The organism is Pseudofrankia sp. DC12 (genome assembly GCF_000966285.1).
Lineage (GTDB): Bacteria > Actinomycetota > Actinomycetes > Frankiales > Frankiaceae > Pseudofrankia.
In genome coordinates, this window is record NZ_KQ031391.1 from 3305507 (window position 1) to 3323054 (window position 17548).

The following is a 17548-nucleotide window of genomic DNA, read 5'->3' on the forward strand; positions in this document are numbered from 1 at the left end:
GGCCGGGATGGCCGAGTTGCGCTAGCTTGGGCGGGGTGGCTGTCGCCCGCCCATGACCGTCAAGGCCGGCGCCCGGGCAACGCGCGGACGGCGCACCCCACAGGTGCGCCCCACGACAGCTGCACCTGACCGACAACCGCGGCTGGAACGACCGCCCGCGTACCATCCGTCGAAGGAGCCAGCCGTGCCCGAGGCTGTCATCGTCGCCACCGCCCGGTCCCCGATCGGCCGTGCGTTCAAGGGATCCCTGAAGGACCTGCACCCCGGCGACCTCGCGGCCACCATCGTGCGGGCCGTCCTCGACAAGGTCCCGGCGCTCGACCCGACGACCATCGGCGACCTGATGCTCGGCTGCGCCCAGCCGGCCGGTGAGCAGGGCTTCAACATGGCCCGGGCTGTCGCCGTCCAGCTCGGGTTCGACTTCCTGCCGGGCACGACGGTGAACCGCTACTGCTCCTCGTCGCTGCAGACCACCCGGATGGCCTTCCACGCGATCAAGGCCGGCGAGGGTGACACGTTCCTGTCCGCCGGCGTGGAGATGGTCAGCCGGTTCGGCAAGGGCAACGCCGACAACCTGCCCGACACGCACAACCCGCGCTACGCCGACGCCGAGGCCCGCACCAAGGCCCGGGCCGAGGCCGGCGCGCCGGTCTGGACGGACCCGCACGAAGCCGGCCTGCTGCCCGACATCTACATCGCCATGGGCCAGACCGCCGAGAACGTCGTCCAGTACACCGGCCTGACCAGGGCAGACCAGGACGAGTTCGCGCTGCGCTCGCAGCAGAACGCCGCCAGGGCGATCGCCGGCGGCTTCTTCGAGCGGGAGATCACCCCGGTCACCCTGCCGGACGGCACGGTCGTCTCGACCGACGACGGCCCGCGTCCGAGCACCACCCTGGAGGCGCTGGCCGGCCTCAAGCCGGTCTTCCGGCCGGACGGCTCGGTGACCGCCGGCAACGCCTGCCCGCTGAACGACGGCGCGGCCGCCGTCCTGGTCATGAGCGACGCCCGGGCCCGCGAGCTGGGCCTCACCCCGCTCGCCCGGATCATCGCCACCGGCGTCACCGGCCTCTCCCCCGAGATCATGGGGCTGGGCCCGGTCGGCGCGGTCCGCCAGGTGCTCGACCGGGCCGGGATGACGATCGACGACGTCGACCTGGTCGAGATCAACGAGGCGTTCGCCGCCCAGGTGGTCCCGTCGGCCCGCGAGCTGGGCATCGACTTCGACAAGCTCAACGTGCACGGCGGCGCGATCGCGCTCGGCCACCCGTTCGGCATGACCGGCGCCCGCATCCTGACCACGCTGATCAACGGCCTGCGCACCCGGGACAAGACCATCGGCCTGGAGACCATGTGCGTCGGCGGCGGCCAGGGCATGGCGATGCTCATCGAGCGGCTCAGCTAGGCGCCGCCCGCTGGCGTTAGCGGGCGGAGGCTGGGGAGTTACCTGGAGGCGACCAGCTATCGACGACGGGTGACCACGCAAGGAGGCAACGATGCATGCGACCGCAGGAGACCGAGTCTGCGTCCGCAGCCGGACGGTCGGCCAGGCCGAACGGCACGGCGTCGTGATGGAGGCACGCGGCATCCCGGACGGCCCGCCCTACCTGATCCGCTGGGACGACGGCCACGAGGGCCTTTGCTTCCCCAGCGCCGACTCCGTCCTGGAGATCTTCACCAAGCAACACGCCTGACCGCAAGACGCCGCGAGGCCGCTCCCACGCGTGGGAGCGGCCTCGTCGCTCCGGCCCGCGTTCCGCGGAACCGGAGGTCACGTGCGCCGACCACCCGAGCCGGCCCGAAGACGGCGAGGGCCGCTCCGGCGGGAGCGGCCCTCGTCACGTGCGCGGGTGTTACGGATGAGCGGCGATCCGCTGACTGCCCGTCGGGCAGTCAGCCAGCCGGCTCAGTAGCGGTAGTGGTCGGACTTGTAGGGCCCGTCGACGTCGACGCCGATGTACTCCGCCTGGGCCTTGCTGAGCTTGGTGAGCTTCACCCCGAGGGCGTCCAGGTGCAGCCGGGCGACCTTCTCGTCGAGGTGCTTCGGCAGCGTGTAGACACCGGTCGGGTACTCGTCGGTCTTGGTGAACAGCTCGATCTGGGCGATCACCTGGTTGGTGAAGCTGTTCGACATGACGAAGCTCGGGTGGCCGGTGGCGCAGCCGAGGTTCATCAGCCGCCCCTCGGCCAGCACCAGGATCGAGTGGCCGTCCGGGAAGACCCACTCGTCGACCTGCGGCTTGATGTTGACCTTCTCGATACCGGAGATGCGGGCGAGGCCGGCCATGTCGATCTCGTTGTCGAAGTGGCCGATGTTCGAGACGATCGCCTGGTGCTTCATCGCGCCCATGTGGCCGGCGGTGATGATGTTGAAGTTGCCGGTGGTCGTGACGAAGATGTCGGCGATCCCGACGACGTCCTCCAGCGTGGTGACCTGGAAGCCGTCCATCGCCGCCTGCAGGGCGCAGATCGGGTCGATCTCGGTGACAATGACCCGGGCGCCCTGCCCGCGCAGCGCGTCGGCACAGCCCTTGCCGACGTCGCCGTAGCCGCAGACCACGGCGACCTTGCCGCCGATGAGCACGTCGGTGGCCCGGTTGAGACCGTCGATCACCGAGTGGCGGCAGCCGTACTTGTTGTCGAACTTGCTCTTGGTGACCGAGTCGTTGACGTTGATCGCCGGGAAGAGCAGGTCGCCGCCCTTGTGCATCTCGTAGAGCCGGTGCACACCGGTGGTCGTCTCCTCGGTGACACCCTTGATCGACTCGGCCGCCGCGGTCCACCGGCCCGGCTTCGCCGCGATCGTGGTGCGCAGCGTCTCCAGGACGATCGAGTACTCCTCGGAGTCCGACGCGTCGGTCGCCGGGACGGCCCCGGCCTTCTCGAACTCCGCACCCTTGTGGACGAGCAGAGTCGCGTCGCCGCCGTCGTCGAGGATCATGTTCGGGGCGCCTCCGTCCGGCCAGGCCAGCGCCTGGTCGGTGCACCACCAGTACTCCTCAAGCGTCTCGCCCTTCCAGGCGAAGACCGGGACGCCCTGCGGGTCGTCCTTGGTGCCGTTCAAGCCGACGACGACCGCGGCGGCCGCGTGGTCCTGCGTCGAGAAGATGTTGCACGAGACCCAGCGGACGTCGGCGCCGAGCGCGACAAGGGTCTCGATGAGCACGGCGGTCTGGATGGTCATGTGCAGCGAGCCCATGATCCGCGCGCCCTTCAGCGGCTGGCTCGCGGCATACTCGGCACGGGTCGCCATCAGGCCTGGCATCTCGTGCTCGGCCAGCCGGATCTCCTTGCGACCGAATTCGGCCAGCGCAAGGTCAGCAACCTTGAAGTCGAAGCTCATCTCTCTCCTTCGGCGCTCCGCGCGCGCTCCTGAGACCTTTGTGACCATGGTCCGATCTAAGACCTTGTGACCACATGGTCCGATCTAAGACCTTGGTGACCACAGCCGACGCCCGAGCGAGGGATTCATAGCCCGTGCCGTACGGCGTCACGGTACGGCACGCGGCGGCGCGCGCAGGCGGCCGGCCCCGTAGTCGGGAACGGCCGCCGCCCGCGATTTTCCCCGCCCTAGCAGGGGCTTTCGCGTCAGGCCACGGCGGTGAAACTTGACGCGAACTGGTCAGGAAACCCGGTCGAGCGGACGTCCGGGCGCCGCTGGGGCCTGCCTGAGCGGCAGCCCGGACCCGTTACCGGAGCCAGCCGCCGCTACGCCACGCTGCTTCCGGTCGGCGTGTCCACCGAGGAGGCGGCCAGGCCGGTCGACGCCTCGCCGGCGCCGCCCTTCGGGCGGTAGACCCAGCCGCGCTCGTCCGCCCACACCAGCAGCGGCGGCAGCACGACGAGCGCCGACAGCAGCGCGACCGCGACGTTGAGCGCGACGACCAGGCCGAAGTCGCGCAGCAGCGGCAGCGGGCTGAACGCCAGCACCAGGATGCCGACGACGGCCGCCGCGGCCGACACGAGGAACGCCCGGCCGGTGCGCGCGGCCGCCTCGTCGACGGCCACCCGCGGCGAGCGGCCGGTCGCCCGTTCATCCAAATGCCGCTGCACGATCAGGGTGGTGAACTCGGTGCACAGGGCGATGACCAGCGGACCGCTCACGGCCGTCAGTGGGGACAGCTCCAGGCCCGACCCCCGCGCGATCAGCGACGTCAGGCCCACCGCGATCAGCACCGGGACCACGGACAGCAGCGCCTTGGCGATGCTCAGGTACCGGAGCAGCAGCACCAGGAAGACGCCGATCAGGGCGTAGTAGGTGAGCGCGGCCCGGTTGTGCTGGATGTTGTCCAGCAGGCTGGTGCCGACGACGGCCAGGCCCGACGGCGTCGCCCGCACCCCGGGCGGCGGCTGCACGGTCGCCCGGATGTCCTTCACGACGACGGCGCGCTGTTCCAGCGAGCTCGGGCCGGTCTGGAAGATCAGGTTCATCGCGCCGGCGGTCCCACCCGGCGAGCTGAGGTTGACCGTGCTGGCCCGGATCGCCTCCGGAGCGGCCGCGTAGGCGGCGCGCACGTCGTCGCCGGTCGGCGGCACCATCTTCGCGCCCGGGACGTCGAGCAGGTAGCCGACGGTCGTGACGAGGCTGGAGGCGTTGGTCAGGACGTCATCGTGCTTGGCGATCTGGTCGCGAGCGACGGTGTTCACGAACGCCGCGGTCTTGTCATCGAAGAGATTGTCCGCCTGGATGAAGACGCCCAGCTCGCTGGTGGTGCCGGCGTGGCCGCCCAGGTAGTCGAGGTCCTTGATGACCTGGCTGTTCTGGTTGACCCATTTCTGCGGGTCAGTCTGGATCTTCTGGCCGCCCTCGACGAACGCACCGCCGACGAAGACCGCGATCGCGATCACGACCAGTGGCAACGCCGCGGCACGCGGCAGCGACCCCAGCGTCACCGTCGCGCGGCCGAGCGGCCCGCGGGTGTAGTCCTTCGGCTGGGTCGGCCGCTTGTCCTCGCGCCACGCCAGCGTCGCGGACGTCAGCAACACGGTCGCGATCACGATGATCGGCAGGCCGATGGCCAGCAGCACGCCGAAGTCGCGGATCATCGGCGTCGCGTTGAACTCGAGCGCGAGGAAGGCGGCCACGGCGGTGACGGTGGCCAGCGTGAGGGCCGGCATCAGCCTGCGCAGCGTCGCCGCGACCGGATGCTCGGCCTGGTCGAGCTGCGCCTCCTCCTCCACCCGGCTGTGCAGCTGGACGGCGAAGTCGATGCCGACGCCCAGCAGCACCGGCAGACCGGCGATCGTGACGACGTTCAGGTGGATCCCGAGGTAACCGGCGAGGCCGAACGCCCAGATCAGACCGACCACGACGACGCCGAGCGGCAGCAGCCGCCAGCGCACCGCGAACGCGACCAGCAGCAGGCCGGCCATGAGCGCCAGGGCGATGGCGCCGAGGGTCAGGAAGCCCCCGCGCAGGTAGTCGTTGATGTCCTTCAACAGCACCGAGGCACCGGTCGTGACGACGTGCGCGTTCTCGAAGTGCTGCTTGGCCATCGCCTGCTGGACCAGGCTCGCCGCCGCGCCCTCGTCCTTGATCGAGGCGTTGCCCTCGAGCCGGACGACCATCTGCGCGTTGGTGCTGTTCGGGAAGAACGGCACCAGCGCCTCGCGGACCTTGCCGCTGTTGTCGTAGAGCAGGAAGTTGTCCCAGGCCTGGGAGCCGATGATCTGCTGCGCGGGCGGGACCGCGTTGACCCGGCCCAGGGTCTTGATCGCGTCCTGGAGCCGGATCGCCTGTGACGTCGGATCGGTGTCGCGCTGCTGCGCCGAGAGCAGCATCTTGGCGGCCGGACTGTTGATCGGGTTACCGTCCGCGCTGCTGACCAGGTTGTGGGTGAACTGCAGAGCGGTGACCGGGGTGACCACGGCGACGATCCGCTTGTCCGCCTCAAGCTCCTTGGTCACCGCCTCGAACGCCTTCAGGTTGTTCGGGGTGAACAGGTCGGTGAGGTTCTTGCCCGGGTCGACCGTGAAGTCCGTGATCATCGACTCGCCGCCGAACAGCGACTGGTAGGCGTGGTTGTCCTTCGCCACCTGCGAGCCCGAGTTCAGGTAGTTGCTCTGGTCCGTACTGAACTTCAGCTGGGAGATGCCGAAGCCCAGCCCCACGGTGATCACGAGCGCGATGACCGCGACGATGCCACTGCGCTGCCCCGCCATCCGGGCAGCCGACGTCCAGAAGGCTCCGGACCGGCCGCCGTGCGTGGGTCCGCGCGACTCGGAGGGACCTGGGGGTGTGGACACGAGCGGACTCCTGGCGGGGTTCGATGGGGCGGCGATGGGCTGCCCAACTGGTTACTGGTGAGTTAGGTAACAGGTCCCCAAGCTGTATAGCCCAACTCCCACCCGGATGTGCAGTCCCCACGGGTCAGTGACCGCGACAAGTCCCCAGAGTGCCGGACAGGTTACGCTCAGAGATCACTTCTTCTCGTTCGGTAGATCCTTGGTGTAGTGGAGCTCGGTCGTGTTCGAAAGATCGTGGAGGTCGCGGGTCTTCCCGGTGGGCTGGTAGCCCAACCGCTCGTAGAGCCGGTGCGCGTCGGTGAACCGCGTGTCAGACCACAGCTCGACTACCTCGGCCTGGCGCCGCAGGGCCTCCCGCTCCACCAGCCAGACGAGTGCCTGGCCGAGCCCGCGCCGCCTGGCGCTCGCCGCGACGTAGAGCGACTTCAGCTCGGCCCACCCGGGCGCGGTCTCGCGCACCGCGACGCTGGCGGCGAGCCGGTCAGGCTCCTCGGTGTCCTCGACGACCCACATCCGGCCGCGGTAGCGAGCCGGGTCCCGGTCGCCGGCGTAGGCCGTCGCCGGGGCGCGCATCCACGGCTCCTCGCCGTCGACGTCGAGCACGCAGCCCGGGTACTCGGACCAGGCCGCGCCGATCAGCCGCTGCACCTCCGGCCCGTCGCCGTCCCGGACAGGCCGCAGTCCCGGCAGGATCGACCGCCGCATCCAGACGTGCTCGATACCGGCGGTCCGGTCGGGCGGCCCGAAGGTCTCGTAGCCCAGGCCGAGGTACAGGCCGGCGACGGCCGCCTGCGCGTGCAGGCGGATGCCCGTCAGGCCCCGCTCGGCCGCGCGGCGCTCCAGCGCCGCCGTCACGGCCCTGGCCAGCCCGCGGCCGCGCGCGTCCAGGCGGACAGCGACCCGCCCGATCACCCCGACGGACTCGCCCGGCCTGTCGGCGGCCAGCTCACCCGGCTCGGCCGGCATCGACTCGGCCGGCGTGAGCCCGGCCTCGGCCGGACCGAGCTCGAGACCGGGGATGGCCACCGGATCCAGCAGGCGGGCAGTCGCGAGCGCTTCGCCGGCCCCGTCCCAGACGACCGCGTGGTCCGCGGCGAGGTCCGCCGCGTCGTGTTCCAGCTCGGCCGGGACCCCCTGCTCCTCGACGAAGACCGCGGTCCGTAGCGTCCGCACCGCAGCCGGGGGCGGGCCTGGTAGCACGACGACGCGGGGCGGGCCGCCGTCGTCGTCACCGCCGCTCTCGGTACGAGGACCTGGACGAGCCGACACAACCATGGGCCGGAGTCTAGGAAGCGAACGAGCGGCCCGGACTGCGCTCGGCCAGCCCGCCCGCGCTACCGGCCACCCGCACCCAGGCGCCACCAACCCTGCCGCACCGGCACTTCCGGGCCGGGCCGGCGGAGGCCCGCGCACGCCGTTCAGCCGGGCCGGATGACCCCGCGTGACAGAGGACACAGCGAATGACAGTCGCAAGTCGCGCTTTTCTGGCACGGCCGGCTACAGCATCGTCTTCTGACCGGGCCCGGCAAGGCGGCAGAAATGAGCCTCTCCCGCCATCGCCCCCAAGGCGCGGCCCGAGGTCGCGCGCAACCGCGTGAATGGCGGAGGCTCTCCGGCTAAACAGGGGTCATAAATGGACATAATGGACAACTTCTGCGCGCGTGCCGTGGCCGCCGGCAGCACTGCGCTGACGGTTCGGTCCGGCCGCCGGGGGCGGTGACGTGGCCGCCACCCGGTATCCGTCGGCCGCCTGGCGCCCGGTGGTCAACACCTCCGGCACGATGGTCGAGCCGACGCGGGGCCTCATCCCGCACGTCCAGCAGGGCAACGGCTCGCTCTACGGCATGTTCAACACCCCCAGCACCCAGGTCTCCAGTCATCTGTGGCTGTCCAAGGGCGGAGCCTGGGAGCAGTACGTCGACCTCTCCGACAAGGCGTGGGCCGAGGCTGCCGGCAACCCGTACTGGATCTCGGTGGAGTGCGAGGGATACGACACCGAGGACTACGCGCCGATCCAGGTCCAGCGGCTCGCCGAGTTCTACGCCTGGGGCATGACCGAGTTCGGCTGGAAGGCCGAGATCACCGACAGCGTCGACGGGTACGGAATCGGCACCCACCGGATGGGCGGCACCGCCTGGGGCGGTCACTCCTGCCCCGGCGACATCCGCGCCAACCGACGCCAGGACATCCTCGCCGCCGCGCTGGCGCTGACCGGCAACCCGCCGCCCACCCCGGGCCCGTCCCAGGCCCAGCAGCGTTACGTCAACATGCCGACGCTGCGCAGCGGCAGCAAGGGCTCGGCCGTCGTCACGCTGCAGAACGCACTGAACATCATCTTCGGCCACGAGGCGCCGACCGGCGACCCGAACCGGCTCGTCCCGGATGGCAGCTTCGGCCCCGCGACCCAGGCCCGCGTCGGCTCGCTACAACGGCTGAACTCGCCGTACTACGGCCCGATCCCGGTCGACGGGGTCGTCGGCCGGCAGACCTGGCTGAAGATCGGCTACATTCTCACGGGCATGAACCGCTCGGTCTAGAGTGGCCCGGGTCAGGCGCTGGGCGCCTCAGCCGAGCCCGCCTCAGGAGTTCAGATAGGCGAGGACGGCGAGGACGCGGCGGTTATCGTCGGCGGACGGCGGCAGGCCCAGCTTGCTGAAGATGTTGTTGGTGTGCTTGCCGACGGCCTTCTCGGTGACGAACAGGCGGCCGGCGATGGCCCCGTTCGAGCGTCCCTCGGCCATGAGCCCGAGAACCTCGCGCTCGCGGGCCGTCAGGGTGCGCAGGGGCTCGTCCCGGGAACGCCTGGTCAGCAGCTCGGCCACCACCTCCGGGTCCATCGCGGACCCACCGGCGGCGACCCGGCGAATGGCGTCGACGAACTGGCCGACATCGCTGACCCGGTCCTTGAGCAGGTAGCCGACCCCACCCCCGGGACTGGTCAGCAGCTCGCGGGCGTACAGCGGCTGCACGTCCTGGGAGAGGACGAGCACCGGCAGGCCGGGGATGCGCGAACGTGCCTCGATCGCCGCGAGCAGGCCCTCGTCGGTGAAGGTCGGCGGCAGCCGGACGTCGACGACGGCGACCTCGGGCTGGTGCGCGATCAGCGCGCGCACCAGTGACGGCCCGTTGTCGACCGCCTCGACCACCTCGAAGTCGTAGGCCGTCAACAGCCTGATCAACCCGTCACGCAGCAGGGCCAGGTCCTCGGCGAGCACGACACGCACGCGCATAGCCTTCCACCTCACCCGGACGGCCAATCGATCAGCCCGGATGGACCGGTTCGGCCGGACCGGTCGTTCCGCACCTGGCTCGTCGGCGTGATCTCACCTTCGTGCTCGGCGCGGGCCGGATGACCACCCTGCTGGTCGGCCTGCCGCGGCTGGTGGGACGTCGGCCTGGCTCATCCCCCACCGGACGCGTGGGCGGCCTTCTGAGTCTGGATGACCTTGCGCAGGGCGGGGCCGGCCGGGGCGATGGACGCCGTGAGCTCGCCGATGCGGGCCCTGTGCGCGTGGCGCTCCCGCCAGCCGCCCAGGACGCGGATCTCGGCGAGGGCGCCGAGCGCGGCGAGCTGGCGGTCACGGTCGCCGAGGCGGTCCGCCGGTCCCGGGCCGCGCAGCGCGCGGCGCACGTCGTTGATCAGCGCCCGCACCGTACGCGGGTCGCGAACCGTGACGACCGTGCGGGGGACGATCCCGAGCACCCGCGTCCGGTCCACCCGGATCCAGCGGCCGGCTTCCAGGTAGTCGCGGGCACACCGGGTCGTCCACCGGTTGTCCTTGCCGATCCAGTGCTTCCAGGAGCGTGGACGCCCGGAGGCCCCGACCTGCTCCAGCACCCGCGTCAGGACCGGGTCGTCGACCGTCAGCGCGCCGACGCGACGGGCTCCGACGGTGCCGGGCTGGCTGACCTGGCCGGCGCCACGGGTCCCCAGGACCGGGGCCACCTTGCCGCCCTCGTCGATGATCCGGCCGCGCTGGCGCAGCTCCAGCAGGGCCGCCGCTCGCAGCGCGGGGCCGAGGAGGCTGCTGCCGTCCATCCGCTCCTTATCCGGGTTGTAGGTCAGCAGGTAAAGCTGGGCTGGCAGTGAGTCGGGCAGCTCCATGGCGTCTCCTCGGGTCCTTGCAGTGTCGAGGGCTATCAGTCGCCGTCATCGGCTGGGTGGTTGTGTGCCCCGTCGAGATCCGCTTCGTCGGCGCCGTCCGCGGTGAGCTCCTCCGCCCCGGCCGGCGGCGCTTCGGCGGCCGGCTTGGGCGGCCGGCCGCGGCGCGGTATCCGGCCGACGGCGCCTGGCAGGCGGCCGGCGGACGACAGCGCGCCCCGCAGCAGGAACTCGATCTGGGCGTTGGTGCTGCGCAGTTCGTCGCCGGCCCACCGCGCCAGCGCGTCGTGCACGGCCGGGTCGAGCCGTAGCAGGATCTTCTTCCGCTCCGTCACGGGCCGCGGATCAGTGGTAGAGCGATCCGGTGTTCACCACCGGCTGGGTCGACTGCTCACTGCACAGCACCACGAGCAGGTTGCTGACCATGGCCGCCTTACGCTCCTCGTCCAGTTCGACGACGTCCTGGCTTTCCAGCCGGGCCAACGCCGTCTCCACCATGCCGACCGCGCCCTCGACGATCCGGGCCCTGGCGGCGACGACCGCGTTCGCCTGCTGGCGGCGCAGCATCGCCTGGGCGATCTCGGGGGCATAGGCGAGCCGGGTGATCCGCGACTCGATGACGTGGACGCCGGCTGACGCCACCCGCACCCCGATCTCGGTCGACAGTTTGCCGGTGATCTCGTCGGCGTTCTCACGCAGCGACATCTGCCCCGCCTCGTGCGCGTCGTACGGGTACCGGGTGGCGACGTGCCGAACGGCGCTCTCCGTCTGGATGGCGACGAACTCGACGAAATCGTCGACCTCGAACAGGGCCTGCGCGGTGTCGGCGACCTGCCAGACCACGACGGCCGAGATCTCGATCGGGCTGCCGTCCGCGTCGTTGACCTTGGCGACGCCGGTCTCATGGTTGCGGATCCGGGTCGAGACCTTGCGCCGCTGGGTGAACGGGTTCACCCAGCGCAGGCCGGTGACCCGGACAGTTCCGACATAACGGCCGAACAGCGTCACCACCCGCGCCTGGCCGGGAGCGACGGCGGTCAGCCCGCCGAGGAACACGACGCTGGCGATCAGGACGAGGATGCCGACGACGAGCGCGGCCGCGCCGCCGCCACCTGTGCCGTCGTCGAACAGCAGGGCCGCGAGCACGATCAGCGCCACCCCGGCCACAAAGATCAGGAGAGCGCCGAAGAACCCGGCCGCGCCCGACAGGCCGGTCATCGGGCGCTCCCCTACCCGGGGCCGCGGCATGTCGATCGCTTCGCCCGGGCCGGGGTCGTCCCGGCGCGGGTCCGGGCCGGCCGGGTTCGTCGAGGCCTGGGGCAGGTTACCCGTGGTCATGGCGGTCTCTCCTCCGATCCGGCGAGCGGGCCACCCTGTTGGTGGTACCCCCTCGCTGTCTATCAAAGTGATATCACTTTTTCGTCGACCTCGTAAGCCCCTCTCGTGCCCTCACGCGTCACGCGTCACGCGTCACGCGTCACGCGTCGGACAGTGGTTCGGCCGCGGCGCCGGTGACCGGTGTCGACGACCGGATGCCGCCAGCCGGGACCGCGTGAGGCGGCGCGCGTGTGACATGGGGAAACGTGTATCCAGGCGGTAAATACCAGGACATGATTTTCCGGGGAGGTGGTTCGCTCCGTACCGTCGTCGCAGGCGCGCCACCGCGGGTCAGGACTGTCTCGCCGCCTCATCGGCCAGGCTGGACCCTGCCTGCGGCGCTATCGCGGCGGCGAGCCGGCCACGCGGCGTGAGGACTGGTGATGCGAGACCTGCGCGACCTGCCCAAGGGGCATCTGCACCTGCACTTCGAGCTCGGCATGCGCCCGTCGACGCTGGCCGCGCTCGCCGCGCGCAGGGGCCTGCCGACACCCCGGACCACCGGCTTCACGGAGTTCAATGGCTTCGGCGAGGTGGTCGGGGGCATCCTGCCGATATTTCGGGAGGTTGCCGACTTCGAGCGACTCGTCGACGAGGTCGTCGAGGACGCCGCGAACGAGGGCATCGTCTACCTGGAGCCGAGCTTCTACCCGTACCCGTACCTGGAGATCTTCGGTACCGCCGAGGCGGCGTGGGAGGCCATACTGACCCGCGGCGAGCAGGCCGGCGCCCGCCACGGCGTCGTCGTACGTTGGATGGCGGCCATCGACCGGGTCCTGGACACCCCCGAGCACGGGATCGAGATCGCGAAGACGGCCGCCCGGTTCCGGGAGGCCGGGATCGTCGCGCTCGGCCTGCACAACGACGAGAACGGCTACCCCCCGGAGCCGTTCGCCGACGCGTTCCGCTACGCGAAGGACGCCGGGCTGCTGTCCACCCCGCACGCCGGCGAGCTCGACGGCCCGGCCTCCGTGCGCGGCGCCATCGACACCCTGGACGCCGACCGGCTCCAGCACGGCATCCGCGCGATCGAGGACCCGGCGCTGGTCGAGGTCCTCGCGCAGCGGGGAACGACGCTCGACGTCTGCCCTACCTCGAATGTGCAGCTGTCCGTGGTGCCGTCGCTGGCCGAGCACCCGCTCCCGGCGCTGCTCGCCGCCGGTGTGCGCTGCTCGATCAACGCCGACGACCCGCTCCTGTTCGGGCCGAGCTGCCTGCAGGAGTACGAGCTGTGCCGCGAGGCGCTCGCCCTGACCGACGAGCAGCTCGCCACCTGTGCCCGCAGCTCGGTCACCGGCGGCGCCGCCCCCGCCGACGTCCAGGAGCGTGCCCTCGCCGGCATCGACGCCTGGCTGTCCTGATGGTTCGCTCCGTCCGGGCGGCGCGCTCCGGTCCCGTCCCTCGCTTCGCTGCGGGACGGGACCTCCGCGCGCCGTCCTCCTCCGCTCGCGTGCGCTACGGCGACCTCCGCTGCGGCCCAACCACCTCGCTTCGCTCGTGGCCAGGCCTCCGCGGAGGCACGCCTCCGCGCCGCACGGTCACCTACCGCTGAACGTCACCAACCCAAGACCGCCCGATCCAGAACCAGAGCCTCGCGGGCCACGCCGCTTCGCTCGTGGAACGTCTGGACTGGTGCTGGTCACGGGTTCCGCACCGATCAGGCGTGACGGCCGCCCCACGAGCGAGCGACATGGTTCCCGTAGAAACCGGCGTGTTCGATCCGTTCAAGCGGCACGCAACCGAGCTGGCGCGGAGGCGCGCCTCCGCGGAGGCTTCCCCACGAGCGAAGCGACGTAGGGGAGCCGCAGCGGAGGTCGCCGCAGCGCACGTGAGCGGAGGAGGACACGGCGAGGAGGTCCCGTGGGAGCGACGGGGTCCCTGCGGCATCGGCGAAGCCGATTTCGGAAGTCGTGAGTACGGGGCCGGAGCGCCGTGCCCGGACGGAGCGAACCAGAAACAGGGCCATCATGGACGGCATGGATCGTCGGCTGAAGGATCGTCGGCTGAAGGTCGTGATCGCGCCGGACTCGTTCAAGGGCTCGCTCACGGCCGACCGGGTCGCGGCGGCACTCGCGGACGGGTGGCTGTCGGCCCGGCCCGGCGACGACGTCGTCCGGCTGCCCATCGCGGACGGCGGGGAGGGCACGCTCGACGTGTTCGCGGCCGGCGTGCCGGGCGCGCGCCGCCGGCCCGTCAAGGTCACCGGCCCTGACGGCACCCCGGACAGCCGCCTGATCGACGCCGAGTGGCTCGCGCTGCCCGACGGGACAGCGGTCGTCGAACTCGCGAGGGGCAGCGGCCTGCCGCTGCTCGGCGCGCGGCGCGACCCGCTCGGCGCACACACGATCGGCCTGGGCCAGCTGCTCACCGCGGCGCTCGACGACGCCGCGACCCGCCGGATCATCGTCACCCTCGGCGGCTCCGCGTCGACCGACGGCGGCACCGGCGCGCTGGCGGCCCTGGGCGCCCGTTTCCTCGACGACGCGAGCGCTCCGCTGCCACCGGGTGGCGGGGCGCTCACTCGGCTGGCTGTCGCGGATCCGCGCGGGCTACCCCCGGCGCCGTCCGGCGGGGTGCTCTGCCTGACCGACGTCAACGCTCCTCTGTGCGGCCCGCGCGGGGCCGCGGCCGTCTTCGGCCCGCAGAAGGGCGCGAGCCCTGACGACATCAGCCTGCTCGACGGCGGCCTGCACCGGCTCGCCCAGCTGCTCGGCGGCGAGCCCGACGCACCAGGCGCCGGCGCGGCCGGCGGCACGGGCTACGGCCTGGCCACCGCCTGGGGCGCCCGGCTCGTGCCTGGTGCCGCCACGGTGGCCGAGCACGCCGGGCTGCCCACCGCCCTGGCCGATGCCGACCTCGTCATCACCGGCGAGGGCCGCTTCGACGCGACCTCGATGTCCGGCAAGGTCGTCGGCGGGGTACTGCGCCTCGCCGCCGCCCGCGACGGCGAGGCCGGCCCGGTGCCTGTCCTGGTCGTCGCCGGCCAGCTGGGCGCGCCGTCGCCGCCCGGCGTCGAGGCCGCTCTCGCGATCGCCACGCTGGCCCGCGGTGTCCCCGCGGCGCTCGCCGAGCCCGAGCGGTGGCTCGCCGCGGCGGCGGCCCAGCTGGCCAGCGCCAGGGTGACCGGCCAGGGACCTCGGGAGGCGTGACGTCGACGCGCCGGCCGACTGGAACGAGATGGCTGAGATCGTGCTCGACGGCTACCGGGCCGTAGCCCCCAAGCGGCGGCCGGGCTGGGTGGTGGCGCAACGGGGGCAGACGACCGTGGCGGCGGCGGCCGGGACGAAGAAGCGGTGCGCGCAGGCGCCAAGCCAGCGGTGCGCGAGCCAGCGGCCGGGGACGAACCGGCTCACCGGCCAGGGGCGTGGGCCATGGGCGGCGCAGGTCAGCTCGGTGTCGAGCGGCGGTTCGTCATCGACGACGCGTGGGTGGACCGAGGCGCAGGCGCCGCAGACCACCTCGGGCGGCGACGCGACGAACGCGGGGTCCCGGGAGGTCGCGGAGAAGATCTGGACCTCGGCGTGATGCGGGGTGGGGCTCCCGCAGGCGTCGCACTGGATGTACCGGATCGGCGTCGACTCGTCGCCGCGGGTGTCCCGCACGAGGGCAACCAGCGCGGACAGCATGCCGCGGCCGGCCGGGTCGACGCGGGCCGGGTCCTGGTCGTCACTGTGTCTGGGCCCCACGCCTCCATGGTCGCCGACACGGGGCCGGCCGGTCGCACCGCCTGGCAGAACGCGTGGCGAGCTCCTCCGGCCCCCATTCCGGTCGGGCGGGGAAACCTCACCACGCGGCCATCGGGACCACTGCGAGCCCAACCAGTCACCGGGGCGGCGGCAACAGTCCCGGCCGCGCGAGATGAACGCGGACGGCGGCGAGCGGGATATGTGACGCTGTTGCGCACCCGCCAGCGGCCATCAGCGGGTGGCAGGTGCCTGGCGAATGTCGCGCGGGCCGCGGGCCGGCAGCGGGCGTCAGGTGCCCAGGGGCCCGATCAGGAGCTGGCGGACGCCGGTGGAGACGCACGCCGTGACACCGCCGGCCAGTCCGACCGAGATGGTGCCTGTTCCGCCGGGAGGTGTCACCGCCAGCGCGGACGCCTCCCTGGTCGCGTCCGAGCGCAGGCAGCCCTCCTGGATGCCCGGCTGGGTGATGCGCAGCACGGCCGTCGCCGCGCCACCCGGGGCCAGTAGCGCCGGCCCTGGCATGGGCCTGGAGTCGTCGTGGTCCGCCGGCGCGCCGAACTCGGCCCCACCGGCGTCGACGAACCGGACGTCGAGGAAGCCGTTCAGCCTGCAGGCGGCCGGGCCCGCGTTGGTGAGCACCAGCTTTCCGTATACGTGTCCGGCCGCGCCCTCGATGTCGTCGAGCTTGCCGGTGAGGGCGCCTGCCGCGCAGCTGGGCGTGGCCGCTACCTCCTCGGGTGCGGCACTGTATCCGGCCACGGCCGCCGCCATGCCGGAACCACCGAGGCCACCCCGGCCGGGCGCCGAGGGGGCGGCGGACTGCGCCAGCCCCCGCGGACCCGCTGCCGACGAGCCCGCGGCCACGGTCGCGGAGCTCCTGCCGGCCACGGTCGAGCCACACCCGGATCCGACCATGACCAGCCCAAGCGCAGCCGCGACCACCGCGGCCGCCTTCGCCCTTCCGGCACGGGGCGCCTCGGCATGCCGCCGGCATGCCGAGGCCCTGACCCGATCCGTCCGCATCGCGGGCTCCTTGGTCCGGCAGGCGGCAGCCTCGTGACACACTGCTGACACTCCGCATTCGATTCCTGACGGAAATAACCGTAGCCAGCGAGCGACGACCGGCAAAGCTCCACGCATCGTGAAACGCGTGTCGCGCGAGTCTCGAGTCCCCACGGTCACGTTCGCGGCTCTGGCCGAGGCAGTGGAACGCCGCGTCAGCGGCGCAGGCGAGCCCGCCATGACGGCACCGCGGCGGGCAGCAGCACGGCCGCCGTGATGTTGTCGCCGGCGCCGGCGGCCCCGGCCCGGCCGACGAGGGCTCGGGCGACCGCGGGGGCGTCGGAAGCGGACCGCCCGTCGCCGCGAAGAACAGCCCTTGTCGCTTCGGGGAAGGCGCGGCCCAGGTAGTCGGGCACACCGTCGGAGACGATCAGAACGGCGTCTCCCGGCCGGCGGCGGCGCCGCTCAACGGACCGGCCCTCGTCCTCGCTCCCGCGCGTACCCGGGCCGAGGAACTCCGACGGCGTGCTGATGACCCGGGGGCGGCCTCGACGCACCAGCGCCGTAAGCGTGTCGCCGTAGCCGATTGAGAAGATCGACTCGTCGACGGCGAGTACGAGGCCCAGCGCGGTGCGCGCCGGCTCGGCGACGTCCGCGACGCCGTCCACGGCGGCCACGGCGAGCGCGCGCACGAGCCGGGCGCCGCCGCCGCGACCGGCGGCCCCTTCCGCGGGAGTGGCGAGCAGGTCGGCCGCCGCGATGGCCAGCGCGCGCAGGGCCGCGGCCGCGGCGGCCGAGCCGCCGTGGCCGTCCGCCACCGCGAGCAGCAGCCCGCCGGGGCCGGCCGCCAGCATGACGCCGTCCTCGTTGGGCTCCACAGACGGCACCGCCTTCGGCAGCCAGCCGGCCGACAGCGCCGCGCCGAGTGCGGCCGGGTCGCCCCGGCGGCCGTCGATGCCGGCGACGCACCCGGAAATGCCGGCGGTGACCGTCTCACGTAGGGCCGGATAGTCCGGGCCCAGCAGCAGCACCGGGCGGACAGTCGATGCCGGGCGCGGGAGGCGGGCCGCCACGTCGGTCACGTGGTCAGAGCCGGCACGGCAGCACGGCCCAGCCACCCCACGAGGCCGTCGCA

Annotated in this window: 15 protein-coding genes; 5 read left to right on the forward strand and 10 right to left on the reverse strand. The window is 72.2% G+C overall.

Annotated features, from left to right (window positions below):
- Nucleotides 1-184: 184 nt before the first annotated feature.
- Entirely contained in the window at nucleotides 185-1405 is a 1221-nt protein-coding gene (locus FRADC12_RS13055; protein WP_045876852.1) for an acetyl-CoA C-acetyltransferase, read from the forward strand.
- A 91-nt stretch (nucleotides 1406-1496) separates the two neighbouring features.
- Nucleotides 1497-1694 carry a DUF1918 domain-containing protein gene (locus FRADC12_RS13060; protein WP_045876853.1) on the forward strand — a complete coding sequence of 66 codons (198 nt, stop codon included), beginning with the start codon at nucleotides 1497-1499 and terminating at the stop codon, nucleotides 1692-1694.
- Between the two features lie 212 nt (nucleotides 1695-1906).
- Here the strand turns inward: FRADC12_RS13060 and ahcY are convergent, their stop codons facing one another.
- The 3 genes from ahcY to FRADC12_RS13075 form a co-directional block, all read right to left on the reverse strand.
- Complete coding sequence (gene ahcY, locus FRADC12_RS13065; RefSeq protein ID WP_045876854.1) at nucleotides 1907-3343, reverse strand: adenosylhomocysteinase; 1437 nt, start codon at nucleotides 3341-3343, stop codon at nucleotides 1907-1909.
- A 365-nt stretch (nucleotides 3344-3708) separates the two neighbouring features.
- Nucleotides 3709-6162: an efflux RND transporter permease subunit gene (locus FRADC12_RS13070; protein ID WP_232303762.1), complete on the reverse strand. Its 2454-nt coding sequence runs from the start codon at nucleotides 6160-6162 to the stop codon at nucleotides 3709-3711.
- Between the two features lie 258 nt (nucleotides 6163-6420).
- Nucleotides 6421-7521 carry a GNAT family N-acetyltransferase gene (locus FRADC12_RS13075; RefSeq protein ID WP_198152887.1) on the reverse strand — a complete coding sequence of 367 codons (1101 nt, stop codon included), beginning with the start codon at nucleotides 7519-7521 and terminating at the stop codon, nucleotides 6421-6423.
- A gap of 446 nt (nucleotides 7522-7967) precedes the next feature.
- On the opposite strand from FRADC12_RS13075, the gene FRADC12_RS13080 reads away from it, so the two are divergent.
- Nucleotides 7968-8783 carry a peptidoglycan recognition protein family protein gene (locus FRADC12_RS13080; RefSeq protein WP_045876857.1) on the forward strand — a complete coding sequence of 272 codons (816 nt, stop codon included), beginning with the start codon at nucleotides 7968-7970 and terminating at the stop codon, nucleotides 8781-8783.
- Between the two features lie 42 nt (nucleotides 8784-8825).
- Here the strand turns inward: FRADC12_RS13080 and FRADC12_RS13085 are convergent, their stop codons facing one another.
- From FRADC12_RS13085 to FRADC12_RS13100, 4 genes are all read right to left on the reverse strand, one after another.
- A complete protein-coding gene (locus tag FRADC12_RS13085; protein ID WP_232303763.1) occupies nucleotides 8826-9476 on the reverse strand; it encodes a response regulator transcription factor in 651 nt (216 codons plus the stop codon).
- 170 nt (nucleotides 9477-9646) lie between these two features.
- A complete protein-coding gene (locus FRADC12_RS13090) occupies nucleotides 9647-10351 on the reverse strand; it encodes a GOLPH3/VPS74 family protein (protein WP_045876858.1) in 705 nt (234 codons plus the stop codon).
- Nucleotides 10352-10386: 35 nt separating this feature from the next.
- A complete protein-coding gene (locus FRADC12_RS13095; RefSeq protein ID WP_045876859.1) occupies nucleotides 10387-10683 on the reverse strand; it encodes a type II toxin-antitoxin system antitoxin in 297 nt (98 codons plus the stop codon).
- Between the two features lie 10 nt (nucleotides 10684-10693).
- Nucleotides 10694-11686 carry an SPFH domain-containing protein gene (locus tag FRADC12_RS13100; protein ID WP_045876860.1) on the reverse strand — a complete coding sequence of 331 codons (993 nt, stop codon included), beginning with the start codon at nucleotides 11684-11686 and terminating at the stop codon, nucleotides 10694-10696.
- A gap of 422 nt (nucleotides 11687-12108) precedes the next feature.
- On the opposite strand from FRADC12_RS13100, the gene add reads away from it, so the two are divergent.
- Together add and FRADC12_RS13110 are read left to right on the forward strand one after the other, a co-directional pair.
- Nucleotides 12109-13086, forward strand: coding sequence for an adenosine deaminase (gene add / locus FRADC12_RS13105; RefSeq protein ID WP_045876861.1), 978 nt, complete (start codon nucleotides 12109-12111; stop codon nucleotides 13084-13086).
- A 615-nt stretch (nucleotides 13087-13701) separates the two neighbouring features.
- Nucleotides 13702-14874 (forward strand): glycerate kinase, encoded by a 1173-nt coding sequence (locus tag FRADC12_RS13110; RefSeq protein WP_157488836.1) that lies wholly within the window; start codon nucleotides 13702-13704, stop codon nucleotides 14872-14874.
- Between the two features lie 51 nt (nucleotides 14875-14925).
- On the opposite strand, the gene FRADC12_RS13115 is transcribed toward FRADC12_RS13110, so the two are convergent.
- The 3 genes from FRADC12_RS13115 to FRADC12_RS13125 all read right to left on the reverse strand — a co-directional run bounded on the left by FRADC12_RS13115 (nucleotide 14926) and on the right by FRADC12_RS13125 (nucleotide 17495).
- Nucleotides 14926-15411, reverse strand: a complete 486-nt coding sequence (locus FRADC12_RS13115) for a hypothetical protein (RefSeq protein ID WP_045876863.1) — start codon at nucleotides 15409-15411, stop codon at nucleotides 14926-14928.
- Between the two features lie 288 nt (nucleotides 15412-15699).
- Entirely contained in the window at nucleotides 15700-16170 is a 471-nt protein-coding gene (locus FRADC12_RS32230) for a DUF4232 domain-containing protein (protein WP_232303764.1), read from the reverse strand.
- Nucleotides 16171-16628: 458 nt separating this feature from the next.
- Nucleotides 16629-17495: a protein phosphatase 2C domain-containing protein gene (locus tag FRADC12_RS13125; protein WP_045876864.1), complete on the reverse strand. Its 867-nt coding sequence runs from the start codon at nucleotides 17493-17495 to the stop codon at nucleotides 16629-16631.
- Nucleotides 17496-17548: the final 53 nt, after the last annotated feature.

What these genes read in the sequence shown, in the direction of transcription:
- FRADC12_RS13060 (WP_045876853.1), top strand. Translation starts at nt 1,497, where the DNA reads ATGCATGCGACCGCAGGAGACCGAGTCTGCGTCCGCAGCCGGACGGTC.
- ahcY (WP_045876854.1), bottom strand. Translation starts at nt 3,343, where the DNA reads ATGAGCTTCGACTTCAAGGTTGCTGACCTTGCGCTGGCCGAATTCGGT.
- FRADC12_RS13070 (WP_232303762.1), bottom strand. Translation starts at nt 6,162, where the DNA reads ATGGCGGGGCAGCGCAGTGGCATCGTCGCGGTCATCGCGCTCGTGATC.
- FRADC12_RS13075 (WP_198152887.1), bottom strand. Translation starts at nt 7,521, where the DNA reads ATGGTTGTGTCGGCTCGTCCAGGTCCTCGTACCGAGAGCGGCGGTGAC.
- FRADC12_RS13085 (WP_232303763.1), bottom strand. Translation starts at nt 9,476, where the DNA reads ATGCGCGTGCGTGTCGTGCTCGCCGAGGACCTGGCCCTGCTGCGTGAC.
- FRADC12_RS13090 (WP_045876858.1), bottom strand. Translation starts at nt 10,351, where the DNA reads ATGGAGCTGCCCGACTCACTGCCAGCCCAGCTTTACCTGCTGACCTAC.
- FRADC12_RS13100 (WP_045876860.1), bottom strand. Translation starts at nt 11,686, where the DNA reads ATGACCACGGGTAACCTGCCCCAGGCCTCGACGAACCCGGCCGGCCCG.
- add (WP_045876861.1), top strand. Translation starts at nt 12,109, where the DNA reads ATGCGAGACCTGCGCGACCTGCCCAAGGGGCATCTGCACCTGCACTTC.
- FRADC12_RS13110 (WP_157488836.1), top strand. Translation starts at nt 13,702, where the DNA reads ATGGATCGTCGGCTGAAGGATCGTCGGCTGAAGGTCGTGATCGCGCCG.